Source organism: Halobacillus locisalis (assembly GCF_013694105.1).
Classification (GTDB): Bacteria; Bacillota; Bacilli; order Bacillales; family Halobacillaceae; genus Halobacillus; species Halobacillus locisalis.
This window is the reverse complement of record NZ_JACEFG010000004.1, coordinates 169,867-194,645: the sequence shown is the minus strand read 5'-3', so window position 1 is coordinate 194,645 and position 24,779 is coordinate 169,867. Positions and strand designations below refer to the sequence as shown.

The 24,779-nt window shown below is 44.2% G+C and carries 27 protein-coding genes; 6 read left to right on the top strand and 21 right to left on the bottom strand.

From position 1 onward, the window contains the following. The first annotated feature begins 141 nt into the window (after positions 1-141). Positions 142-1,710, top strand: coding sequence for a BCCT family transporter (locus H0266_RS17835; RefSeq protein WP_425484324.1), 1,569 nt, complete (start codon positions 142-144; stop codon positions 1,708-1,710). Between the two features lie 117 nt (positions 1,711-1,827). Here the strand turns inward: H0266_RS17835 and H0266_RS17830 are convergent, their stop codons facing one another. The 6 genes from H0266_RS17830 to H0266_RS17805 form a co-directional block, all read right to left on the bottom strand. Beyond that, positions 1,828-2,031, bottom strand: coding sequence for a hypothetical protein (locus H0266_RS17830; protein ID WP_181473806.1), 204 nt, complete (start codon positions 2,029-2,031; stop codon positions 1,828-1,830). Positions 2,032-2,105: 74 nt separating this feature from the next. Then, a complete protein-coding gene (locus tag H0266_RS17825) occupies positions 2,106-3,119 on the bottom strand; it encodes an AimR family lysis-lysogeny pheromone receptor (protein WP_181473805.1) in 1,014 nt (337 codons plus the stop codon). A 173-nt stretch (positions 3,120-3,292) separates the two neighbouring features. Further along, complete coding sequence (locus H0266_RS17820) at positions 3,293-3,901, bottom strand: metal-dependent hydrolase (RefSeq protein WP_246364199.1); 609 nt, start codon at positions 3,899-3,901, stop codon at positions 3,293-3,295. Positions 3,902-4,009: 108 nt separating this feature from the next. Further along, entirely contained in the window at positions 4,010-4,300 is a 291-nt protein-coding gene (locus H0266_RS17815) for an iron-sulfur cluster assembly accessory protein (protein ID WP_181473803.1), read from the bottom strand. A gap of 157 nt (positions 4,301-4,457) precedes the next feature. Further along, positions 4,458-4,874 (bottom strand): organic hydroperoxide resistance protein, encoded by a 417-nt coding sequence (locus H0266_RS17810; RefSeq protein ID WP_181473802.1) that lies wholly within the window; start codon positions 4,872-4,874, stop codon positions 4,458-4,460. A gap of 74 nt (positions 4,875-4,948) precedes the next feature. Then, positions 4,949-5,230, bottom strand: a complete 282-nt coding sequence (locus H0266_RS17805) for a YkvA family protein (RefSeq protein ID WP_181473801.1) — start codon at positions 5,228-5,230, stop codon at positions 4,949-4,951. Positions 5,231-5,492: 262 nt separating this feature from the next. Between H0266_RS17805 and H0266_RS17800 the strand changes: the two genes are divergently transcribed. After that, entirely contained in the window at positions 5,493-6,047 is a 555-nt protein-coding gene (locus H0266_RS17800) for an NADPH-dependent FMN reductase (protein ID WP_181473800.1), read from the top strand. Between the two features lie 234 nt (positions 6,048-6,281). On the opposite strand, the gene H0266_RS17795 is transcribed toward H0266_RS17800, so the two are convergent. Beyond that, positions 6,282-6,875, bottom strand: coding sequence for a lytic transglycosylase domain-containing protein (locus H0266_RS17795; protein ID WP_281374387.1), 594 nt, complete (start codon positions 6,873-6,875; stop codon positions 6,282-6,284). Positions 6,876-7,377: 502 nt separating this feature from the next. Here H0266_RS17795 and H0266_RS17790 point away from each other — a divergent pair. After that, entirely contained in the window at positions 7,378-7,578 is a 201-nt protein-coding gene (locus H0266_RS17790) for a hypothetical protein (protein ID WP_181473798.1), read from the top strand. A 111-nt stretch (positions 7,579-7,689) separates the two neighbouring features. Here H0266_RS17790 and H0266_RS17785 read toward each other — a convergent pair whose 3' ends face one another. From H0266_RS17785 to H0266_RS17745, 9 genes are all read right to left on the bottom strand, one after another. After that, positions 7,690-8,568, bottom strand: a complete 879-nt coding sequence (locus H0266_RS17785) for a YegS/Rv2252/BmrU family lipid kinase (RefSeq protein WP_181473797.1) — start codon at positions 8,566-8,568, stop codon at positions 7,690-7,692. 64 nt (positions 8,569-8,632) lie between these two features. Continuing rightward, a complete protein-coding gene (locus H0266_RS17780; protein WP_181473796.1) occupies positions 8,633-9,103 on the bottom strand; it encodes a GNAT family N-acetyltransferase in 471 nt (156 codons plus the stop codon). A gap of 15 nt (positions 9,104-9,118) precedes the next feature. Then, a complete protein-coding gene (locus H0266_RS17775; protein WP_246364196.1) occupies positions 9,119-9,394 on the bottom strand; it encodes a GNAT family N-acetyltransferase in 276 nt (91 codons plus the stop codon). Positions 9,395-9,489: 95 nt separating this feature from the next. Then, a complete protein-coding gene (locus tag H0266_RS17770; protein WP_181473795.1) occupies positions 9,490-9,693 on the bottom strand; it encodes a helix-turn-helix domain-containing protein in 204 nt (67 codons plus the stop codon). Between the two features lie 9 nt (positions 9,694-9,702). Continuing rightward, the gene (locus H0266_RS17765) at positions 9,703-10,179 is read right to left on the bottom strand and encodes a DUF2975 domain-containing protein (protein ID WP_181473794.1); all 477 of its coding nucleotides are present in this window, start codon (positions 10,177-10,179) and stop codon (positions 9,703-9,705) included. Between the two features lie 95 nt (positions 10,180-10,274). Continuing rightward, on the bottom strand, positions 10,275-10,421 hold the full coding sequence (locus tag H0266_RS17760; RefSeq protein ID WP_181473793.1) for a hypothetical protein: 147 nt from the start codon (positions 10,419-10,421) through the stop codon (positions 10,275-10,277). After that, positions 10,421-11,863 carry a carbon starvation CstA family protein gene (locus H0266_RS17755; protein ID WP_181473792.1) on the bottom strand — a complete coding sequence of 481 codons (1,443 nt, stop codon included), beginning with the start codon at positions 11,861-11,863 and terminating at the stop codon, positions 10,421-10,423. Before H0266_RS17755 ends, H0266_RS17760 begins: the two co-directional genes overlap by 1 nt. Before the next feature lie 224 nt (positions 11,864-12,087). Next, positions 12,088-12,813 carry a LytR/AlgR family response regulator transcription factor gene (locus tag H0266_RS17750; RefSeq protein ID WP_181473791.1) on the bottom strand — a complete coding sequence of 242 codons (726 nt, stop codon included), beginning with the start codon at positions 12,811-12,813 and terminating at the stop codon, positions 12,088-12,090. Further along, positions 12,810-14,555 (bottom strand): sensor histidine kinase, encoded by a 1,746-nt coding sequence (locus H0266_RS17745; RefSeq protein ID WP_181473790.1) that lies wholly within the window; start codon positions 14,553-14,555, stop codon positions 12,810-12,812. Before H0266_RS17745 ends, H0266_RS17750 begins: the two co-directional genes overlap by 4 nt. A gap of 99 nt (positions 14,556-14,654) precedes the next feature. On the opposite strand from H0266_RS17745, the gene H0266_RS17740 reads away from it, so the two are divergent. Further along, positions 14,655-15,437, top strand: a complete 783-nt coding sequence (locus tag H0266_RS17740; RefSeq protein ID WP_181473789.1) for a carbon-nitrogen family hydrolase — start codon at positions 14,655-14,657, stop codon at positions 15,435-15,437. A gap of 157 nt (positions 15,438-15,594) precedes the next feature. On the opposite strand, the gene H0266_RS17735 is transcribed toward H0266_RS17740, so the two are convergent. Together H0266_RS17735 and H0266_RS17730 are read right to left on the bottom strand one after the other, a co-directional pair. Then, a complete protein-coding gene (locus H0266_RS17735; RefSeq protein ID WP_181473788.1) occupies positions 15,595-16,686 on the bottom strand; it encodes a nitric oxide synthase oxygenase in 1,092 nt (363 codons plus the stop codon). A 69-nt stretch (positions 16,687-16,755) separates the two neighbouring features. Then, positions 16,756-18,081, bottom strand: a complete 1,326-nt coding sequence (locus H0266_RS17730) for an FAD-dependent oxidoreductase (protein ID WP_181473787.1) — start codon at positions 18,079-18,081, stop codon at positions 16,756-16,758. Between the two features lie 162 nt (positions 18,082-18,243). On the opposite strand from H0266_RS17730, the gene H0266_RS17725 reads away from it, so the two are divergent. Further along, positions 18,244-19,419, top strand: coding sequence for a pyridoxal phosphate-dependent aminotransferase (locus H0266_RS17725; RefSeq protein WP_246364193.1), 1,176 nt, complete (start codon positions 18,244-18,246; stop codon positions 19,417-19,419). 291 nt (positions 19,420-19,710) lie between these two features. Here the strand turns inward: H0266_RS17725 and H0266_RS17720 are convergent, their stop codons facing one another. Both H0266_RS17720 and H0266_RS17715 read right to left on the bottom strand, forming a co-directional pair. Then, entirely contained in the window at positions 19,711-21,165 is a 1,455-nt protein-coding gene (locus H0266_RS17720) for an aldehyde dehydrogenase family protein (protein WP_181473785.1), read from the bottom strand. Between the two features lie 77 nt (positions 21,166-21,242). After that, on the bottom strand, positions 21,243-21,689 hold the full coding sequence (locus tag H0266_RS17715; protein ID WP_181473784.1) for a GNAT family N-acetyltransferase: 447 nt from the start codon (positions 21,687-21,689) through the stop codon (positions 21,243-21,245). Between the two features lie 115 nt (positions 21,690-21,804). Between H0266_RS17715 and H0266_RS17710 the strand changes: the two genes are divergently transcribed. Further along, positions 21,805-23,178, top strand: coding sequence for a DUF2254 domain-containing protein (locus H0266_RS17710; protein WP_181473783.1), 1,374 nt, complete (start codon positions 21,805-21,807; stop codon positions 23,176-23,178). Positions 23,179-23,286: 108 nt separating this feature from the next. Here the strand turns inward: H0266_RS17710 and H0266_RS17705 are convergent, their stop codons facing one another. Next, a complete protein-coding gene (locus H0266_RS17705; RefSeq protein WP_181473782.1) occupies positions 23,287-24,753 on the bottom strand; it encodes a DUF4153 domain-containing protein in 1,467 nt (488 codons plus the stop codon). Positions 24,754-24,779: the final 26 nt, after the last annotated feature.

Here is a 24,779-nt window from a genome sequence, read left to right as displayed (position 1 = left end):
TCAGTATGAAAACCGCGCTTCAACACTGGAAAGGAAGCAGGCCATTGCGTCTCGCTACTAAAGAAGGATTTCAACGATAACCTTTACAAACGTTCTGTTTTTTTACAGATAATGTTTTTAACAAGAAATGGAAGGGAATAAATGAATGAATTCATTTCGATCTATTTGAAAGGAGATCCCATGAAAAAACAATTAGGTAACCCTGTCTTTCTCATTTCCTCTTTAGTCGTACTACTCTTAGTGGTGCTCGGAGCCGTTAACCCTGAGGGGTTCGGCGAGGTAGCCGGCACACTCTTCAACTTCACCACCGTAAACTTCGGGTGGTTCTACTTGTTATCTGTATTCGGATTCGTCCTATTTCTAGTGGGTTTAGCCTTGAGTAAGTATGGAAAAATCAAATTAGGACCTCAAGACTCTAAGCCTGAATATCCTTTCTTCACTTGGATCGGTATGCTGTTTTCAGCAGGATTCGGTGCCGGATTAGTTTTCTGGGGTGTAGCAGAGCCGATGAGCCATTTCTTCGAGACTCCATTTACCGGCTTAGAAGCTCAAACCGAAGAGGCTGCTAGAATCGCCATGGGCTACGCATTCTTCCATTGGGGTGTGAACCAGTGGTCTGTTTTTGCCATTGTCGGCCTTCTCATCGCTTATTTACAATTCAGAAAAAACAAGAATGGCCTTATCTCAACAGCTCTAGAACCTGTTTTGGGTAAACGGAAAAGCGTCAAACACACGATCGACTCCTTAGCTGTCATTGCGACAGTCATGGGAATTGCTACGTCACTTGGTTTAGGCATATTGCAGATGAACGGGGGGTTGAAAGCCGTTTTCAATGTTCCCAATGCGACATGGGTACAACTTCTGATCACGGCTGCTTTACTTGCTCTCTACCTTATTTCCTCTTCAACAGGGTTGAATAAGGGAATTAAATGGTTGAGTAACCTGAATCTAAGCTTATGCTTGATTCTTCTAGCCTTCGTGTTTATTGCTGGTCCTACTATTTTCATATTAAATACGTTCACACTCGGCTTAGGTGATTACATTGCCAACTTCGTTAATTACAGCTTACGCCTGACTCCTTATGAAGGTGGGTCTTGGTTGCGTGAATGGACGATTTTTTACTGGGCATGGGTTATTGCGTGGTCTCCATTTGTCGGGGCGTTTGTCGCTCGTGTTTCGAGGGGCCGGTCCATTCGAGAGTTTATTTTTGGCGTGCTAGTCGTACCGCCACTCATTGCGTGCTTGTGGATTGCTACGTTTGGCGGAACCGCCCTGAATAGTGATTTGAATAATGGCACGAACATTGCGCAAGCGGTCAACAATGATATTACAGTCGCTTTGTTCGAAACCTACCAATACTTACCTATGACGAGTATCCTTTCACTGCTATCGATTCTGCTGATTGCTACTTTCTTGATCACATCAGCCGATTCTGCCACATATATCTTGGCAAGTATGACGTCCAACGGTGACTTGCAACCCTCTTTGATGATCAAAATAACGTGGGGAGTGCTGATGGCAGCGATCGCCGGCGTCCTACTTGTTGCTGGAGGGTTGAATGCCCTGCAGACCGCTTCCTTAGTTTCTGCATTGCCGTTCACAGTCGTCATCATTCTGTTCGTGTATGCCTTCATCAAAATGATAAGGTCAGAAGAAATCCCACAAAGGAAGCCTAAAGCGGAACAATTAAGAAACAAGAAATCTTCATAAAAAGATTTTGTTTAAAGAGGCGCCTTTTGAGAGAACAGGGCCAACAAGTCCTACACATATATCCTGATAAAATAAACCCAGTCTACCATTTTGTCATGGTAGACTGGGTTTTCATGATCAACCGACACCAGAGTCTCCAGGATCGGTGTTATCCATAGGCTTCGGTGCGCCAACTCCAGAATCTCCCGGGTCTTCACTACTAGCGACCTCCACGGCGTGTACACGTGAAGAACCCAGTTCATCTAATGACAAAGGACTAAAAAAGATGGAGCCAATCAAAAGAATAACCGTAAAACTGATGCCAACTAAAAACTTCTTCATAAAACGCCTTCCTCCTTAGCCTTTTCTATACTCTTTATTCCTTCACAACCCCTGACAGCTCTGGACACCTATCCTTACCTTTCTAAATACAGTTCAGGTAACTGAGCAAAAAATAAGTCCCCACTCTCCTTAAGGAATCGTTGGTGCGCATTCTTTAGCATCCCTTTATCTTTCAAAGCGAAACCGAGGTAGCTTTCTTGAAACGGAGTGAGGGTATCTAAACTTTTCAACATTCTTATCGCGGGAACGTATTGCTCTCTGGCAATTTCTAAGTGTGCTGTTTCCACAAAATCAGGCGTCGTCACATCATCTGTCACTCTATGAAAGGCAGATATAAAAGGGATAGTGCGGTCTTTAATCGATATGATATGTTTGGTAAGGTTATACTCTTCCGCGATATGCAAAGCTTTTACAGCGTGATCCATGGATGTCTCATAGCTTTCGAACACGTATGTTAAAGCCAGGTGGTGCTGAACCATGGTCGTTTTTCTAGGAGACAGTTCTTTATTGATGATCTTATAAGCATACCTTCGCGCCAACAGAGAATTGTTCGTTTTCCAGTAGTGATTAAATAGCAGCTCATGATAACGAAGTTCAAAGTAGTATAAAGCTAAAGGTTCGTTGACTTTCTGGAGTGCCTCATCACATTTCTCTAGATAGGCATCTAAACCGCTATATTTCTTAAGGTCAAAATATCGGTACACAATGATCAATTGATGAAGACAATGCAATGAGGGATGAGAGAATTGGAGAGATTTCAACCACATCAGAGGGGGATTGAACTGACCATCGCCAAAACGATTAAGAAGAATTCCATAAATCAAATGAACTTCATGGTCAAGTGAGTGATGGCCAATCAGATGGGACAGTTCGTCCATATAATCATTCATATAAAGAAACTCCAATGTAGCAATCTGTTCCTCTTTGTCCATCGATTGTTGATCCATACAAAAATCTTTCGTTCGCATGATCGCCATTTTCCTATCGTAGCTTTTTAACTGCTCTAGATAGTATTGATACACAAAAGATGTGTGATTCACTTGTAATGTCTGTATGGGCTTTGGTTCTAGTGCATGATAATCAACCATGGGTCGTCACCCTTTCTACTATGTACCTAAATTCTATGGGCAAAAAGACGGAATGTCTAGTTTAAATATAGAATTATTTGAAAATTTACGCAAAGATTCAAATTCCGACAATTTAATTGTCATTCAATTAAGATCGCCCCCTCTATTTCAAGAAATAGAGGGGGCGATCCGTGTCAGAAAATGATATTCGTTAAAAACCAAACATTCCAAACGACCAAGCTATATACGACTAAACGCTCCACATTAGAGCCAGTACGAAAAGCTATAATGAATTGGCGGTGCTTACTAGAAAGAGGATAAACAAGAGGGATTCCCTTTTTCGTGATGTAGTCTCCAAACAAATGAGATAGAACACCAATGATCAATCCACTCAAATAAAACCATGGAACACCCAACCACTTCTCTATTAAATAGCTGTAAAAAACAAGAAGCGTGACAAATACGAAAGAATGCGTCATCTTTCTGTGGCTACGAATCATGATCAGTACTGGAAGTAGCATCATGACAAATACCTTCAACTCATCACGGTATCGATCTAAATATTCAGGCGCAAATAGATAAATCAAAAAAGCGAGTGTAAATAAGGTCATCAATCCCCGCCAGAATTTATGGCCTAGCTTTGATTTCGGAGTATCGATGTCGGGCAGCAGTGCACCGAATAAAACAAATACAAAATATAATATAGTGTGAAAGGGATTTCCTACTGGAGCTTCCGTATAAGGAAAGTAGGCCAGTGCCCCTACACCAAAGGTAAAGCCGACAACTTGGTGTCCTGGTGCCATCATGATGAATGTTCATTTCCTTTCTTCTATGTATCTTGACCAGTTGATAAAACCTTTGAACGAATCGATTTTGTGAAAAATAAAATAAACCTACACGATGTGCAGGTTTTACGCGTCACAATCCTTTTCAGGAAGACCGAGGATTTGAAATTTAGGCCCTTCCATCGTTTGTTTTCCTTCTATTACTAAGGGTTCTGTCAAGTGGGCTATTCTTTGATCGATCGCCACCGGGATAGAGTTGACTTGATGCAGCTCATCATCAGCTTCTGGCTCTCCAATCGTCATACCTATATCTGGTTCTCCGCAGCCGAATCCTGCAAAAAACAAACGTAAGCTTCCTGCCTGCTCATCTTCAAGGATCTGATGTAATAAGTCACGTGCTTCATCGGTTATTTTCATAACTGGTCCTCTCCTTCGACTATAAAATACCATACAATCGAATGCTCTCAAAACCATAACACTTATATGTTCCACGTGAAACCGTTATCGATAAAGAGCGTAAAATAAATCAAACCTCCCAAGGAAGAACCTTGGGAGGCTTGTCTGTATCTATTGCTTATACAGCTTTAGCATTAATTTCTACATCAATGTTTCCGCTAGTTGCCTTAGAGTAAGGGCACACTTTATGCGCTTCTTCAGCTAGGCTCTCTGCTTCTTCTTGAGAAACCCCTTTGATGTGTACATTCAGTACGACACCTACTTTAAAGCCATTATCAGCTTCATCTTTCATCAAGCTTACATCTGCCGTAATTTCAGAGTCGATATCTTTCTTCTGTTTACTTGCGACTAGGTTAAGAGCACCGTCATAACAAGCAGAGTAACCTGCGGCAAATAATTGTTCTGGGTTAGAACCTTTTTCAGATCCTTCACCAGGCATAGCCAAGTTCAAATCAATTAAACCATCATCAGATTTTACATGGCCATTACGACCGCCTTTAGCTGTTGCGTGTGCTGTAAACATTACATTACTCAATATCATCACTCCTTGATTGGTATTATCATCAACAACTATAATTTACCTCATCCGTGCCTATCCTAAACATCGATTTATTGGTCTTTAAGCTCGTATTGTTCTTTCAAAGATTCAGGCGCCATCTTTACCATGAGCTGTAAAACGAAGGTAAAGACTGCTAAATCATCGATGATCCCAAAGAAAACAAGCACATCCGGAATCAAATCCCAGGGGAAGATCAAATAAAGAACGAGCAACAAAACAGAGGTCCATTTCTTTTCTCTGCTCACTTCTTTCGAACGAAAGAACTGATTAAGGAAGGGAATGGATTTCCTAACATTGAACACAAACTTGATTCTTTTCCATAACTTGATCATCGCTTCCACTCCTCCTCTCTCTTATTCTTTTACCCACACCATAAGGGTTTTACCCATCCGATCTGTCACAATTGCGAAATACGAACGTATGCTTTAACATAAGAAGAAAAGCGCCAGAAAGCCTTGTTACAAGTGAAGAAAACGCACAAAATCCACCGAATCATTCATGTGTATATGAACCCAAGAATGAATGGGTCATATCCTAATTATACATACCAAAGAGTCGCCCTTAAGTTTGTAGGAATGAAGGAGAGAAACGATCATGAACATATTGTTATTGAATGGGACGATTGTAGGAACAAAAACCGGTGTTTTACTTAATGAAATCAATCAATATATCGAAGAGCTCCCGGAATCTCACGAAACGAGAATCGTAAATCTTGAGGATTATGACCTTCAATTTGTGGATGGGCGTCCGACCGATCAATATAATGACGACATGCAACAATTGATCAAAGAGGTCGAAGATGCCGATGCGTATGTTATCGCTACGCCTATTTTTCAAGGGTCTATTCCAGGAACACTTAAAAATGTCTTTGATGCTGTATCACCGTTAGCTATGCGCTATAAACCCGTTTCCATTGTCGCAAATGGCGGCACATTGCAGCATCACCTTGTGATCGAGAACCAATTGAAGCCGATTTTGAATTACTTCCGTTGCATGGTAACTCCTAATTATGTGTACACTCACACCAACCATTTTTCAACTCAAGGTGATTTGATAGACGAAGACGTCCGAAACCGATTAAAAGAAATGACGCGCATATTCAATCAGTACATGCAAATGAGCCGGGAGATAGAACCCGATAAGAACTAACACAATCTTAGGTGTTCATTTCTATTAAAGAAACCTTGCCAACGCGGCAAGGTTTCTTTAATAGACTCTGTCTTGTGCTCTGTCGATCTTTCACAACGTTCAGCGTTCGCGAAGGGGTGGTTTTGAAACGACGAGACTTCCGCGGAAAAAGGCTCAAGCGAGACCCAGCAGGAAAGCGAGTTGTTTCAAAACCATCCCCTACTTCTAATAAGGTGACGAATCCTGAACATATACTTAGGCAAGACCTAACACTTTACTTACGTAGCGTTGTGTTTCTTGGAATGGAGGAATCCCACCATATTTATCTACGTTCCCTGGCCCAGCATTGTAAGCAGCGAGTGCTAGACGAGAATCTCCATCGTATCGATCAAGCATCTGTTTCAGATACTTCGTGCCCCCCATCACATTCTCTTCAGGATCAAAGGGATTATTCACACCTAGACCGCGTGCGGTTTCAGGCATCAATTGCATCAGCCCTTGGGCGCCGGAGTGGCTGACAACATCGGAATCGAAATTCGATTCAGCCTTCACAACGGACCGAATCAAATTACTATCTACACCATAACGTTCTGCAGCACTTTGAATGATCGCATCGACATTTCGATCTTGAACTTCTACCTTCGGTGCCTGCACTTGTTCGCTCAGCCTTGTATGTATGGGTTGCGATTGAAAGGCTTGTACGCTTGTCAGACCCGGTGAATTTGGTGACTTCGATTGTTGAGTTTGCTGTGTCATCGCCGCTTCTAACATACTCTGAAAGGCTAAATCACGGACGCCACTAGAAAAGCCCTTATCCGTCGATCCGCCGAAAATTGACATTGTCTGCATTTGAATCAAGTGCTGTAACTTATTCAAATCCATTCCATCCACCCCGTTTAAGCTTTAATAACACAATTTTACACCATCTCTTTAATTACGACAATCCACCCTTATTTTTTCCAACAAACAACAAAACTTGAGAAAACTTTTCTCAAAAACCCTCATTCATTTGCCCTTTCGGTCACTAATTTTCCCAAAGCGAGAAAAGGATCACGATGATATAATTGATAACAGCAAAAGAGGTTACGTCATATTGATTTTAACCTGATCCGGTCTAGTCAACCGTTTTTTAACGCAAAGTGGTCAATGTCTCTTTTGTCTCTATGTCAAATCACCCTTATTTTTCCTCGCCGGAGAAATAAACCCTGTAGATTTTATCTTCCTGTCTTCCCCCAATGGAAAGATTTAGGACGATAAGCCTTTTTGGACAAGGTTCCAAAGAGGTTTTTTTATTTCACCCTCTTCTTTTCGAGGTATGTTATTCATACCTTAAAGTAAAGGAGGTGAAATCATGGTGAACTTCAAGTATGACAAAAACGCATTTCTATACTTGGCCGCAATCATAGCCGGATACGCACTCATCTTTTTATCTGAACAAGGATTAGGGGACTTTCTTGGATCGTTATTCTTTTATGTCGGGGTCGTCGCAATGGCGTTCTTCTCATTAGTCCTGATCATCTTCGGTTTCCTAAGTATATTTAATAAACATTAGCATTCCATCTCAAACGTCCAGCACCCTGGACGTTTTTTATATTCTCCCCTTAATCCAGACAGAAAGAAGGGAAAGACCATAGGTGTCTTCCCCTCCTTTTTCGTTGACTTATTAAACGATTACTTGAATATGTGAAGGCATGACTTCAACGGAGATCGGTAGTTCATCTCCCTCTTCCCCATCTACATTGGAGATCAGCGATTCAGATGACGTTACGCGAAGGCGTGAAGTTGTAAAGTATTCGACGTCTTCTTCATTCTTCAATTGTCCTCGCAGGATCGAGGTGAGAATGGATGCTAACCGTACCATGTTTACATTCTTGATAATGTATCCGTGTACGACACCATCGTTCACTTCCGCTTCGGGTGATAACTTTTCAAAACCGGCAGTAGAGTTCGTCAATGCGGCGAGGAATAGAAAAGACTCCCCCTCCCAGACGCCATCATCATGTTCAATCTTAAGAGGATAACTCCTTTTGGACGTGAGGGTTTTGAACCCCTCCATCACATAAGCTAGAGGTCCGAATTTTGTCTTCTGTTCTGGTGAAACCTCGTAAGTCGCCTCTGCAACGGCTCCCACCGCGACTATATTGATGAAATAACGATTATTGAAGCGGCCGATATCCACATGGTTCCTCTTATCCGAACGAAGAACATTGATGGCCTCTGATGGATCGAGGGGAATATTCAAAGCCCTCGCAAAATCGTTGACCGTCCCTAATGGAACGATTCCAAGCAATGGTCGGTGCTCCTGGTCGACCATTCCGTTGATCGTCTCATTCAACGTGCCGTCCCCACCTAAGGATACGACGAGGTCAAACTCATTTTTACAAGCGTCCTGACAATATTTTGTCGCATCCAGTTCCTTTTCTGTTTGGGCAACGTCTACGTCATAATTCTTTTCTTGTAGAATCGATTCGATTTCTTCTACATAATCTAAAGCTTCTTCTTTACCAGAAGAAGGGTTTACAATGAGCATCGCTTTCTTCACGAATAGATCCCCCTTCATTTAAACGACTATCTTTACATTTATTCATAAGAAACCAATCCATGTATCAATCTTGAGGACTCCATTTATATAAGGTCTTCATCGGAATAAAACCGATTTGTTGGAAGAATTCTTCAGCTCGTGGATACCCTGAAAGCAAGTTCAACCTGATTCCGGAGACGTCCTGTTGTTGCATCCACTCCATCAAACCTTGACACATTAAGGTGCCAATACCTTCTCTACGATAAAATTCATCGACAAAGATTTCTTGGACACAGCCGAGTCGCGGACCCTCTTCTTTGTTTTCGATCGTACCTAAAATATACCCGATCACTTCTCCTTCGCGCTCCGCAATGAGAAGTCTTTGATAGTCATCGTTTGCGAACAACTGATCAGCAGCCCAGAACTTCCTTTCCCGCAATAAGTCGTTCAAAGGTTGTTCTGATGACCGATCGTTATATACTAAACGAAAATACTCGATGGCATACCGTGTAAAGTGCATGAGATCCTTTTCTATTGGTTCACGAATCGTGATCATGAGAACGTCGCCTCCCTACTTCTGTTTCCAAACGACATGATACTCTGGTGTTTCCTTTATCACTTCATGGGCGAATGAGCATACCGGGTCGATCTCCAATTTATGTTTTCTTGCATAGTTCACAGCATGGTCGATCAATTCTGTACCTAGTCCTTGCTCTCGTTCTTCAGGTGCGACGACCGTGCTCATGATTTGCATCACGTCATTCTCCTCTTCGAACGCTAAATGAGCACTTGGATCATTCTTATCACCAATATAGAAAAGTCCTTCTGAATACTGAATATCACTCATCAGATCACTCCTTCCCTTTTGTCCTCATACCCGTTCTTGGATGAAGCTATGCTTCATCTTTCAGAATATGGGGGTACACGATGTGACCGTTCGCCTCATTCCTTATATTCAAGTATGTCACCAGGCTGGCAATCAAGCGCCTGACAGATTGCCTCTAAGGTCGAAAAGCGGACAGCTTTTGCTTTTCCATTTTTCAAAATCGACAAATTCGACATCGTAATGCCTACTTTCTCTGAAAGCTCGGTGACACTCATCTGCCTTTCTGCCAACATCACATCTATATTCACTACGATTGCCATAGTTTCACCTCAAACTGTAAGTTCATTCTCTTCTTTGATTTCCATTGCATTGTTTAGTAAACCTTGTAGTAGTTGAACAAAAACAGCAATGACCACAGAAGCAAACATGATCGCTCCACCTATAACCCATAATGAAGGATGAAAGGCACTATGACTCATGAGAAAGGTACTTCCAACTATATATAGACTGAGAATCGCGTATGCACACCACTTGATTTTCTTCAATGCCAGCACGGTTACACTCGAGAATGCTTGTTTTTGTTCAATGTATCGTAGAAGTTGAAAAGCCTGGAACAACGCGTAGAAAAATGGAATGTTCGTGATATAAATGCCGAGAAACACGGGGGCCTTGAGGTACGAGAATTCCGGTCCCACTTGGACAACGGAGTCAGCCAATGAAGGTAACACAAAAATCGAAAGAATCATAATGACTAAACCGATTAGAACCAGCGAGATTTTTAAAGACAAAATCGTTGTTTTTCTCATTATATAACCTCCTTTTATCATTCCATTATATTCCTTTATTTATCGATTATCAATAAAAAACGCCTCCCTCCAAAGATAGAGGGTAGACGCTTCGATTACCAAATTTGAAAGCTGATCGCCGTAATGACAAGTGTGGCACTGACAATCTTCACCCAAACAGGTACGGTAGGTTTATCGTTCTCATTCACTTTCTCTTCTTGTTCCTTGACCTGTTCGTGGCTATTCGGGCTGCAGCATCCCATTACGCTGTCGTTTTCAGTTCTTCTTGAAGTGGAATGTCTTTATTCAAGCCTCGGCGAGCAGCAATAAAGAAGGCTGTGACCACAATGACTGTACCTATGGCTGCAATAACGTAAGAGACATTCAGAGGCAACGCAAACCCGATTGGTGCATTCACGATATACGTGAACGTTGCCATTGTCATAAAGGTTGCCGGAATTGCAGCAATCCAGTAATTTTTCCTAGATAAGAACAAGTACATCGCTCCGACCCAAAGCGCGATGACAGCTGTCGATTGGTTTGCCCAAGAGAAGTATCTCCAAAGCAAAGTGAAGTCGATGCGCGTCAAAGCGAAGGAAATCGCGAACATCGGAAGAGCAATCCAGATTCGACTTGATACTTTACGCTGCGAGATTTTCAAGTAATCCGCAATAATCATACGTGCACTACGGAATGCTGTGTCCCCAGAAGTGATCGGCAAAATGATGACTCCGATGACAGCAAGCGTTCCTCCGACAGCACCCAGCATGCTTACAGATACTTCACTAACAACGGCAGCTGGTCCACCATTAGCTAGGATTTCATTCAATCCTCCGGAACCGTTGAACAAACTCATGGCAGCGGCCGCCCAGATCATGGCGATGACACCTTCTGCAATCATCATACCGTAGAAGATGCGACGACCCTGTTTTTCCTGTTGAGTCGTACGTGAGATGATCGGTGACTGTGTTGCATGGAATCCAGACAAGGCACCACAAGAGATCGTCAAGAACAAGAGTGGGAAGATCGGTGCGTTATCTGGATGCATGTTCGTCAAAGATAACTCTGGAATCGGTGCTCCTGTGACGATTAAGGATACGCCCACACCAATGGCACTGATCAATAGAAGAGCGCCGAAGATCGGATAGAAACGTCCGATGATCTTGTCGATCGGTAGCATCGTTGCCAGTAAATAATAAGCAAAAATAGCAGTTAAGATAAGCGGAAGCGCGAGCCAGCTGTTCGTCAAGTTGTGGATCAAGTCCGCTGGTGCCGTTACGAATACCGTACCTACAAGAACAAGTAGTAAAATAGCAAATGCATTGACGACGTGCTTCATCACTTTACCTAAGAATTTTCCGGCCAGTTCAGGTAAGTGCGCCCCGCGATTTCGAATCGAAATCATACCCGTCAAGTAATCGTGAACCGCTCCTGCAAAAATGGAACCGAGAACAATCCATAGAAATGCGACAGGACCGTATAAGGCTCCTAAGATCGGGCCGAAAATCGGGCCAACCCCTGCAATATTCAACAATTGAATAAGAGAGTTCCGCTTTTGTCCCATCGGAAGGTAATCTACACCATCGCTATGAGAGTAAGCGGGTGTCGGGCGCTCTGTATTGACGCCGAACACTTTTTCTACGTATTTACCATAAGTGAAATAACCTACAATTAAGATTGCAATACTAACTAGAAACGTAATCATGATAATTTCCTCCTTCGTTCTTCTGTAATCGCTTACAAAAAGAATAACAAGAGAACGTTTTTATGTGACGGTTGTGTGTCTAAGATGTTGTTATATACGATTAACATGTAAGCGAGAAGGATTGAAATTCAATCCTACTTCCGCTGCGATCAGCCATTTTCACAAAATTAAAAAGCCATCACAAAACGTAACGTGATGGCTTAGGGTCTCACCATTCAATTAAATTAAAGTTCCAGTTGCTTTCTTAAATCTTTCACATAATTTCGACTGACCGACAGTTTTTCGTCTTTGCCTCGCAACTCTAATTGATAAGCTCCGTTAAACCACGGAGTCAGCCGTTCAATGTAACGTAAGTTGACGAGATAACTTTTGTGGATGCGGAAAAAGGAATAGCCTTTCAGTCGCTGTTCCACCTCTTTCAGTGGCCACTTCGTTTCATGCACCTTGGATTTCTCAACGATTTTCGTAACACGATCTTCCCGGTACACATACATGACATTGACCGGATCCAGGTAGTAGATATCTTCCTCCCCTTCGACCGCTAACTTGGATGGTTTCACTTCTTCTGTATGCACTTCGGGATCCGCACCGAATTTCTTTTCCAGCCGAGCAATAGCATCGGCCAGCTGTTCCTCTTCAAATGGCTTCAGAAGATAATCGACCGCCTCATGCCGAAAAGCCTCCACGGCAAAATCAGGATAGGCCGTCGCAAAGACGATACTCGGTACGTTTTTCAACTCCTGGACAGCCTTCGCGACTTCCATTCCGTCCATCTTCGGCATCTCGACATCCAGAAACAACACATCCGGCTGTAGCTGAATGGTCTTCATAATCGCCGCATCACCGGAATCAGCTTCTCCGATGACCTCAATGGATTCGTGCTTTTGCAACAAATAGGTCAGCTCTTCACGGCTGAACCGCTCATCATCCACAACCACCACTTTAATCATGCGGACACCCCCTTCGTACGGGACGGAATGACAAATGAAATATTCGTCCCGTGTCCCTTCGTGCTTTCAATTTGCATTTTCGCACTTGATCCGTGCATATGTTCTAATCGTTTATTCACATTGAATAAGCCGAGTCCCGTGCCTTCTTTGGAATCAACTTCTTGGTCACCTAACGACGCAATTCGTTCAGGATCGATGCCGCTCCCATTATCGATGACGGAAATCCGGACCCTATTCCCTTCAGTTTTGATCCGAATGGTAATTTCGCAATCACCGTCCTGATCCTTAATGCCGTGTTTGATACAATTTTCAACGAGCGGCTGTAAGGTAAGCGGAGCAATACGAGCAGCGAGTGCGTCCTCATCTATATCGTACGTAACATGCAGCTTGTCGACAAAACGCGTCTCTTCTATTAATAAATAGGCTTTCACATGCTTCAATTCCTCATCCAACGAAGTCCACGTTTTTGTCGTGGCCCCTAAATTCTGACGGAAGAATTTGGACAGCGCGATCAACAAGGAACGCGCACGATCCGGCTCAGTTCGAATGAGCGACACCATCACATTCAACGAGTTGAACAAAAAGTGTGGATTCACTTGGGCTTGCAACGCTTTGACCTCCGCCTCGCGCGCGAGTTCTTGGGCTTTCTCCGCCTCTGCAATTTCCAGCTGCTGACCGAGCAATGCACTCAACCCTTGAATCAGTTCGAGTAAAACATTCGATACTTCTTTCTCCGATCGCACATAGAACTTGAGCGTACCGACCACTTCTTTCCGCCGCTTCAAAGGCGCAATCACAGCAGCCCCCAGCGGACAGTCCGGGTGCTTACAATCAATATCATCATGACCAGCGACCACCATTTCACCCTTTTCGATCACGGTTCTCGTAGCAGACGTCTGTATGTGTTCTCCAACCTGATGATGATCATAAGCGAGTCCGACATGAGCGAGAATTTTTTGATCATTCGTCATCGAAATCGCACTGACCTGAACCTCATCATAAATGATCTGACACACATTTTTGGCGGACCTTTCCGTCAATCCCTTTCGCAAATAAGAAATCGTAGACTCCGCAAGCTTAAGCGCCTTCTGTGCTTGAATCGCGCCCGCTTTCTCCTCCTCATTCAACACATTCCGGATAATCAATAAGAATAAAGCTGATCCAAGCCCGTTGGCCAAAATCATCGGCACCCCGATTTCCTGCACAAGCCCCCAAGCCTGACTGAACGGAGAAGCAACACCAAGAATGATCGCCATTTGAACCATCTCGGCCAATCCCCCAACAAGCAGGGCCGTCTTCAACTTCAAAGGCTGGTCTTTTTTATGAAAAAAACCGGCAATGACGCCGGCAACGACAGCTGAGATTCCACACGCGAATCCAGTGAATCCTCCGAGTGAGAAGCGGTGCAATCCAGCAATAAGGCCAGCTCCGATTCCAATTCGATAGCCACCAAATAACCCGGCAGCCACAATCCCGATCACGCGTGAGTTGGCGATCGCCTCCGATTCTCCCAGTTCATACGCCCAACTTCCGAACTCAAGAGTGGAGATATTGTACGTGATGCCCGTATACGTCCCGATAATCCCAAACAAACCGAAGAAGCCGATCGCCATATACTTTTGCGGACGATTCAAGGTCTTACGATCAATCAGCTCACGAAAGAAACGGAACCTGGTGATGATGAACGCTACCGTCACAATGATGCCTAATCTCTCGAGCATAGGTAGAAACAATTCGAACATCCGACCCTCGTCCTCTCTTTTTTTCTACATTGTATCACGTATGTAAACGTTTTATGTAGGCGATACGTCTGGTACACTTAGGAAAATGAGGTGATCTTTATGAAGAAGAACATTGCGATAATCCAAATGGACATCGCGTTTGGAGAACCAGAAGAAAACCGGAGAAACGCACGAAAGCAGATTGAAACCGCAGCCGCAAACGGAAGTGACGTCATCGTACTGCCTGAATTATGGACGACCGGCTACGATTTGTCCCGCTTCGATGAGATTGCAGAAGATTTGAACGGACCGACACACAACATGCTCCGTGACTTAGCCTTGTACCATCAAGTCACGCTTATGGGCTCCGTTGCAGAGCGGGACGGAAATCACTTCTACAACACGTTCGTCACCTATGACCCGACGGGCGCCCGTGTGGCTTCATACCGGAAAGCCCACTTATTCCGTCTGATGAACGAAGAAAAATACTTGCATCCCGGTCATGAGAAAGGCAACTTCCCATTAGAAGACGTGCCTGTCGCCGGCGTCATTTGTTATGATATCCGCTTCCCGGAATGGATGCGCACCCATATGCTCGACGGGTCACGTGCCTTATTCGTCGTGGCAGAGTGGCCGAAACCGCGTGTCGACCATTGGCGTCACCTGCTCATCAGCCGCGCTATTGAAAATCAGTGTTTTGTCATTGCTTGCAACCGTGTCGGTGATGATCCGAATAACGTATTTGGTGGTCACTCACTCGTCATCGATCCTTGGGGGACGGTAGTGGCGGAAGCAGGAGAAGAGGAAGATATCTTATATACTTCTGTTGATTTTTCTGATGTCGAGGCGATCCGCGAACAGATTCCGATTTTCCAAGATCGCCGACCAGAGCTGTATGAGTGATGGATTCTGAAATAACGATGTCGAATTCTTAAACTGCGATGTCGAATTGCTTATTTACGGTGTCGAATACTTAAGTAACGATATCGAATTCTTCATTTTCAGTGTCGAATACTCAAATAACCCCATCAAATGCTGTAATAAAAAAATCCTTCTGAATTCAATCAGAAGGATTTTTTGCGTAAGCCGCATCCTGATAGAAGTAGTTCGGTGTATCCATACGGTCTTCATAAGACGAATGGAAAATGTTCGTCGCGGCAGGAGATACTGGTGGAATGAGCCACGTCCAATCACCTGTGGCCTGACGATCCGCTTTCTTCTCTTTTTTCTCAAACAGATGGAACTGCTGGGCTGCCGTATGATGATCGACGATGCTTACTTGATCGGTTTTATAGGAATGAAGAACGGCTTGATTCAATTCGATCAGGGCTCGGTCCTTCCATAAAGAAGCGTTCCGTTTCGTATCAAGTCCCATCGCTTCAGCGACCGTCGGCAGTAAGTTGTAGCGAAATTCGTCCGCTAAGTTCCGCGCTCCGATCTCCGTTCCCATGTACCAGCCATTGAATGGAGCAGCGGTATAATCAATGCCCCCGATTTCCAAGCGCATATCCGATATGAAAGGAACCGCATACCACTTCAGTTCTAGGTCCTTGAACCAGTCGTATTCCGAGTGACGGAGAGATACTTCTAATACGTGATCAGACGGAATCTCGAACCATCTCGGTTCCCTGTCATCAACCTGAATGACAAGAGGCAATACATCAAAGGCGGTCCCTTTTCCTTGCCAGCCAAGCTGTTGACAAATCTTCGTGAATTCAACGGATGCGGGATCACCAACTATGCCATAATCCTTTTCATAACCCGCATAGCGTATGAGCTGATGATTCCAAAGGCGGATTTCCTTATCATTCTCTTTCGGACGAAAAATCGAAATCGTCGACTTGATTCGACCTTTGTTGGTGGCATAGTCGATATGTTCGATTAGAGCGTTGAATAAATCCTCTTCTTCCTCCAGGTGACGCCTGTCAAAAACCTTCAAGCTTTCCCAGAACAGACGGCCGATACAACGGTTGCTGTTGCGCCAGGCAACTTTTGCACCAAACTCTAGCTCTGCGTACGTATGTTGATAGGTTCCTGTTTCGGCAATCTCTGCATGCACAGCGATTACACGATTCTCTACATCAGGCAACCCTTTTTCATGATAATAGTGGCGGATAAACGATTCAGCTTTATGACTCAGTTCTTTATTCAAAGCATTAATCCTCCTGTAGCTTCTTGCCACTTCATCCTATCATAAATTAAGCTTTTATACCTATGGAACTTACTTCACTCGTCTCGCCGCCTGCTGGATCGGGTCCCACACACTGTTATAGGGCGGGGAGTACGCGAGATCCAAGTCCTCCAATTGCTCGATATCCATTTCGTGATAGAGCGCTGTCGCAAGCACATCGATCCGTTTATCCACACCTGCACGACCAATGATTTGAGCACCTAGCAACTGTTCTGTCTTTTCGTGATAGATCAACTTCAATGTCATCGGGTCATCTTTCGAGTAATACCCTGCAGAGTGTGTCGATTCGATCGCGATTGTCTTATAAGGAATATATTCATTCGCCGCTTCTTTCTCTGAAAGACCGGTGCGCGCTAACGTTAAGTCGAAAAATTTGATGATGGAGGTTCCGACAATTCCGTTGAATACTTTCCGGTTGTTGACGATATTCAACCCCGCTACGCGCCCCTGTTTATTCGCGTGTGTTCCAAGTGGAATAAAGTCCGCTCGTTTCTTGATTCGATGATATTGCGTTGCACAGTCCCCGGCAGCATAAATATCAAGGATGCTCGTTTCCATGAATGCATTCACTTGAATCGCATCCGCCACACCCTTCGCAATCCCTGTTCCGTTCAAGAAGAACGTATTAGGACTGACACCGACAGCGGCTAGAACAAGATCCGTGGAATGTTCCGCCTTATCCGTTACAACTTTTTCGACTTTCGACGACCCGTAAAACTGCTCTACCGATTCATTCAGACATAGCTCAATACCATGCTTGCTCGCTTCTTCATGTATGTGTTCACTCATATCTTCATCGAAAATCTTAGCCAGGCGTGCACCACGGTCAATGATTCGGACCTTTTTCCCAATGGTGACCAGACTCTCTGCCACTTCCAGTCCGATATAGCCTCCACCTATAATGGTGACATGCTCCACGTCTTCGTTCAGCCCATCCATAATCTCTTTTACATCTGGAATCGTTTTTAACGTGTAAATGCCGTCGAGGTCACGCCCTTCCCAAGGTGGAAGCACTGGCGATGCACCTGTTGCAATGAGTAAACGGTCGTACGGTTGTTCAAATGACCTTCCGCCATGTTTTCCATATACGATTTTTTGTTCGCAATCCACCTTGCTCACTTCATGGTTGATCCGCACGTCGATTCCGTATTTTTCCCGAAACGTCTCCGGGTGGCGCGCGATCAAATCGTCTGTCGAGTCTACATCACCGCTGATGACATAAGGAAGTCCGCACTGACCGTAGGAAGTCACCTCTCCTTTTTCAAAAACGGTAATGTCATGTCCTTCACTGTTCCGTACTACTTGCATCGCCGCACTCATGCCGGCTGCGTCTCCTCCAATAATGACTATTCTCATCCCGTTGCACCCCTTTTTTCTAATCTAGTTATGCATACCCGTTTAGGTTTGTTCCCTAACTATCCCCCTTCGTCCTCCAGAACGATCTGTTCCCTAATCTACAACGACCGTGTTACACTACCTGTAACTATTCAGAAAATTTCGTATAAAGGTGGAATCCCATTGAAATCCTATACGCCGTCTAATGCCGTTCAACAGTTACCAGAACAATTCTTTGCCAAGCTTGTGAATAAGCTGCGAACTCATCAAGATAAAGGGCACGATGTACTCAACCTGGGGCAGGGAAATCCTGATCAACCGACACCAGACCATATCGTCAAATCCTTGCAGGAAGCTGCCGAGAAACCTCTCTATCACAAGTATCCACCATTTCATGGGTTTGAATTCTTAAAGGAAGCTGTGGCGACGTTTTATAAAAGAGAGTATGACGTCGATCTCGATCCTGAAACCGAAGTCGCCATTTTGCCAGGGAGCAAAACAGGTCTCGTCGAGTTAAGCCAGTGCTTTCTCAATCCTGGCGACGTCGCACTCATGCCCGATCCCGGATACCCCGATTATTGGTCGGGCGTTGCCATGATGGGGGCCACCATGGAGCCGATGCCACTTAAGCGGGAACACGATTTCCTTCCAGACTACGATTCCATAAGTCAAAAAACGTGGGAAAAATCGAAACTGATGTTTTTAAACTACCCGAACAACCCGACCGGTGCTGTGGCAGACCGTGCTTTTTTTGAAAAAACCATTCAAGAGGCTGATCGTCATGATGTATGCGTCATCCATGATTTCGCCTACGGTGCGATCGGGTTTGACGGTGTAAAACCAATCAGTTTCTTGCAAGTACCAGGTGCGAAAGACGTCGGTGTGGAAATCTACACGATGTCGAAATCCTACAACATGGCAGGTTGGCGGATTGCCTTCGCCGTTGGAAACCGTAGTGTCATCGAAACATTAGAAAAAATCCAGGACCATTATTTCTGCAGCATTTTCGGAGCTGAACAGGAAGCGGCCGCAACCGCACTCCTCGCGTCACAGGAATGTGTGGACGATTTAAGACAAACGTATGAGTCCCGACGTGACCTGCTTGTGGGAGGATTGAAAGATTTACAGTACGAGGTCCAACCCTGTCACGGCTCATTCTTCGTGTGGCTCAAAGTACCCGGATCCTATACATCTGAATCATTTGCCGATGATTTATTGGAAAAGGTCGGGTTGTTCGTCGCACCCGGAATCGGGTTCGGCAGCCACGGGGAAGGTTATGTACGGATTGGGCTCAATAATTCTGAGGAGACATTGAAAGATGCTTTGAGGCGTTTTGAAGATTTTAAGAACGGAAGTTAATCAAGTGTAATTTCGACGGTTTTCGCGATTAAGAGTACCCAAAAAGGTTAAGAGAACTCCTATCTCCACACTTTTGTAGGTCAATGATCATCAAAAGTGCTGTGAACTTCTACTTCTCAGCACTTATCAAGGACTTAATCACTTGGGGACACAAAACCGCTGAGAAGAAGCCTCTCTCAACCTTTTCACAACAGCAGGGTCAGAAAAAAGGTAGAGACACAACATCCCTTTAAAATCCCTAACATGAAAAAGAGACATCCTCGTCAGGAAGTCTCTTTTTCTTACCTAATATTAAAACGGGAACTCGCGGTAACCGGTCATGACGCCGATCCACTTCACCGTCGTGAATTTATCAAGCGCCCATTCTCCACCGAAACGGCCGATACCGGACTCTTTTTCACCACCAAACGCAACATGCGCTTCATCGTTGACAGACTGATCATTAATATGAATCATGCCTGTTTCCACGCGCTTCGCGAGTTCTACTCCGCGATGGATGTCTGAAGTGAATAATGAACCACTCAAGCCGTACGGAGAACCGTTGGCGACTTCAACCGCGGCATCTTCATCGGCTACTTTAATAATCGATGCAACAGGACCGAACATTTCGTGATTGGCTGTCGGCATATCGTTCGTGACATTGATCAGAATCGTCGGCTGCATGACATTCCCTTCTGATTCACCACCTGCGACGAGTTCAGCTCCCTGTTCAATCGTTTGTCGCACATCTTCCTGAATACGTTCCACGGCTTCACTATTGATAACAGGACCGACCACAGTGGATTTATCAGACGGATCTCCTGCTTGAAGCGTGGCCACTTTCTGTTTGAACTTCTCTACGAATTCGTCGTGCACTTTCTCATGAACGACAATTCGGTTCAGCGACATACAAATTTGACCTTGGTGCAAGTACTTACCAAAGGCGGCTGCTTCCACCGCTTTGTCGATATCCGCATCGTCGAGCACGATCATTGCGTTGTTTCCACCAAGCTCAAGGGCGGTGTCTTTAATATGTTTTCCCGCTAGTTCACCGATGTGGCTCCCGACTTCTGTCGATCCTGTGAAAGAAATCAGTTTTGCTGCCTTGTGCGTCACAAACGCGTCACCGATTTCTGAACCACGGCCCACAACGACGTTGATGACGCCTTTCGGGAATCCAGCTTCCTCGAAAATATCCGCAATGAGTAATCCGGATGTTACAGGAGCATCAGATGCCGGTTTTACGACAACGGTATTACCTGTCGCAATCGCAGGTGCAATCGACCTCATCGCTAAATGAAACGGGAAATTCCAAGGTCCGATGACACCGATCACCCCTTTAGGTGAGCGATAGACACGGTTCTCTTTCCCAGGCGTATTGGATGGCAGGATTTCACCTTTCATACGAGTCGGGAAACTGGAGGATTCACGAATAATCGCAACTGCTGCAGCGTATTCGACTTCTGCTTTCACTAATGTACTTCCAGATTCTTTGACTAACCAATCCACGATTTCATCTTTTCGTTCCGTGACGACGTTAAGTAGCTCATCAAAGTAGCCTTGCTTTTGTCTTGGCGTCAATTGCATCCAATCCGTTTGCGCCGCCTCAGCTGCCTGATATGCTTCGTTCAGGTCGTCTTCATTTGCTGAAGGGATGGTTGCGATTGTTTCGTTCGTATATGGGTTTACATTCTCGACGTTTTTTTCACTTGATCCATTTTTCCATTGACCGTTGATGTATTGTTGTGTGAAGTTATTTGAATTCAATGTTGTACCTCCCGTAGGTTTTGTTGTACACACACTTATTTTCCACTGAATTCAAAATCATAAACCTTTAGAGAACATTAACGGACCTTCATCACCATATCGACATGCGGAATGCCATCTTCTAAGTAAACATCCGATACTTCGTCAAAACCAAACGATCCATAAAAATGACGCAAGTGTTCCTGCCCATGGAGCGCGATTGTATCCACTTTGAAGTCATCGACTAATACAGCGATGGCATAGTCCATCAATTGACGGGCATAGCCTTGAAGTCGGTACGGTTCTGTAATCAACACACGCCCGATCGAATAGTGAGGAACGTCCTCAGAAGGTGGTACCAGGCGGCAGTAAGCCATCATTTCCCCCTCTTTTTCCAGCCATATATGTAGACAATCCGGATCTCGACCATCGACTTCAGGATATGGACAATCTTGTTCGACAACAAAGATTTCCACACGCTTTTGCAACAGGGTATACAACTCCTCTTTCGTCAGTTCTGCAAATGTTTTATTCACCCAATCCATAACGCCTCATCCCCTTTATAAAGTTACTAGTTACTATACCGAAGCGATTCCCGTTTGAAAAGAAAATAAGTTGGGAATTATTTTGAAATAATACAAAGAAAAGGAGCAAGAGCGAATGATACTGGATCTACTACCTGTTGCCGTAAGAAAATACTTCGAAATGTCGAAAAGACAAAGAAAACATGAAATGCAGATGGCCATTTGGTACATGCCTGTCGCCTACATAGGTATAGCAATTGGTTTTGGTGTTCTGACCCTTTTCTTAGACTTGGTCATTGAGGTCAATGAATACACGCACACCTTCTTCCAAATCAACGCGGACATTACCCGAATGCTGGTCAGCACTTTGATCGGGGGCATCCTGACGTTAAGCGCCTTTACGTTAAACTCCTTGCTTGTTGTTCTGATCACATTCAGTGGACAGTTTTCTCCGAGAATGCTCCTTAATTTCGTCTCTGATCGACGGACTCAGCATGCACTGGGAATCTTTAACGGGAACTTCGTCTACGTCCTCTTCGTATTCCTTTTCGTTGGCAATACATCGAAAGAAGCATTTGTGGCCGTCCCGATCACATCTGTGTTGCTTGCCTTCTTATCAGCGATTACATTCATTTATTTCATCAACCACGCCACAACTTGGATGCAGGTGCACAATATCACCTTTACGATGAAAAAATCATCGGAAGAAATCATAAACCAGACGCTGAAAAAAGAGTTGGAAGCCTATCGGACGACTGAACCTGGTGATCTAAAGGAAGAAGAAAGAGAAAAGGAAGTTTCAGTGGGATCAGTCAAATCGGGTTATATCCAGCTTGTGAACTATCGTGAAATGATACAAGAAGCAAAAAAGGACGACATCATCATTCAACTTCATTCACAAATCGGTGATTATACGCTCAAGACAAACAAGCTGCTCAGTTACTGGGGACCAGGTGCGGATGACGTTGATTATGAGAAATATTGCCGTATGATTGATATCGGCCACAAAGAAACAGAGATTCAAGATGTTCAAATGGGAATGCACAAGCTTGCCGAAATCGCAATCAAAGCACTGGGGAACGACGACCCCAAAACGGCGACGAACACGATTCACCAAATGTCAGAGTTGATGCTGACCGTAGAAGACTACATTACTTTCACTCCCTATCTAATGGATGATGATAAACAAGTACGCGTCATGTTATTGGAGGAATCATTCAACTATTACATTTACAGAGGGTTCGGGTACATTCGTCACTATGCCCGGGACAACCACTTGATCATCACCGAGCTTATCAATGGGCTTGCCATGATCGCAGAATCCATCGATCCATCTAAGCATGATATGTTGTGGGACTTTGCGTGTCAGACGCTGGACCATATCGAAACGGAACTTATCTATGATCTTGATAAAACGTTCTTATTAGATGGCGTCAAACGCTTGGCGGTATCTACGGATAAGGTCTTTGATTATTACGCCATTGAAGAGAAGTTCTATCCGAAAACCTAGGCAAGCTCCTAATAGACTTGTGAACCCATTACAAGGGTCGTTCATTGTTGTCATATTGCGTGGCATCGTCAATCGACCCTTGTTTCTATAGGACCAATACATTCATAGTCAAGGTTTCCATTCTTGTAGACGTTCAGACACTTTGTATTTCGGTATAGTAAAGGATTGCCATGCATCATTGGTTGAGTCGCGACCCGTCCACAATGCTTTTCTCATCTCTAGGGTTTCTTCTAATTGGGGGATGTCTGAATTCAATTCATAGACATCAAGCAATCCATCCACTCCTGTATAGGAAAGAGAATTCAGGTAATGAACGTCCAGTTTGCCCGTCTCTTGGTACCTCTCAATATTACGATCCACAATCCACGCCTCGACGTTCACAGCATTCAAAGCCGTGTAAAATAGTACCGCTGTTAAAATATAAAAATGAATCAAAGGTAACCGGTCCACCCATACACGAATTCCTGTGTACACAAAAATAACAAGGAGAAAAATCATGAATACGTGAGGAAGCACGCGAGCCATCGTAAACCCGTAATGGGCTTCATACATCATCAGACGATTAAAGGCTGAGATGAGCATGATCCCACTAAATAATATCAAGAACGTGTACATGACACGCAAAGTGATTCCTGTTTTCTTCCCTTCCGGCCTGTTGATGGTTAGCATAAGGAGCAGAACCGTCAAATTCAGCAGTGACACCATGATAAGTTCAAAAAAACCTCTACGAGCATATTCAGCATAGCTCATATCTCCATACAGCTCTCCCCCGAAGAAATAAGTGAACTGGACCACAGTAAAAAGCACATAGACGATATTCAGCAGTAGCAAGATTGTGATGGATACAATACCGTCTTGTTTTTCCATTTGAGTACTCACTACTTGCATATGATCTGGCGCTTTTCTTGTAAGAATTTGCATCACTCCGAAAAACAACCATCCTACGGCAACCGCAAGCGCCACTCTCACCGTAACTTCATTAACCTCAAGCCCAAACAGCCAATCCGGTATGACGGCAAGCATATTTTGAAAAGCTTGATCCGCTTGCATCAGCAGCACGACAACCACCATTAAAAGCGGAACACCTATGAACAAGCCAAGCAATATTTTCTTCAAGACATCGGATTGCTTCTCGTCCATTCCTTTGAATATTCGACGGTACACCTTATTTATAAATTGCGTATTGTAAACGAACGAACCGAAAACAGTCCCCACCATTCGCTTCAAAAATGAAAATTGATGCCACCGAATCGTAGCCGGTTTTGTAAGCAAAACGAGATGAGCTAATATAAATAAAGGGAGAAGCAGTGCATTAAGTACGTTAAACAGGAACGCATCATACAAAAAGTAGTTCGATGCAAGCACCAGTATGACAAACATGAGGAGAATCCCCATCCGTCGTTGTCTGAAAACAAAGTGACGGAATCGGATAAAGAAAACAAGATAGAAACTGGCAACGAAAACGATCGAGCTCACTCCGACGGGAGCGTGTAAGAAAGAGAGTTCCGCAAGCCCTCCCAAAGCTAAGCAAACCACAAAAAAGATAAGGTCATGACTTTTTAAATTGTTGGACATGATCATTCCTCCTATACCTAGTTTTA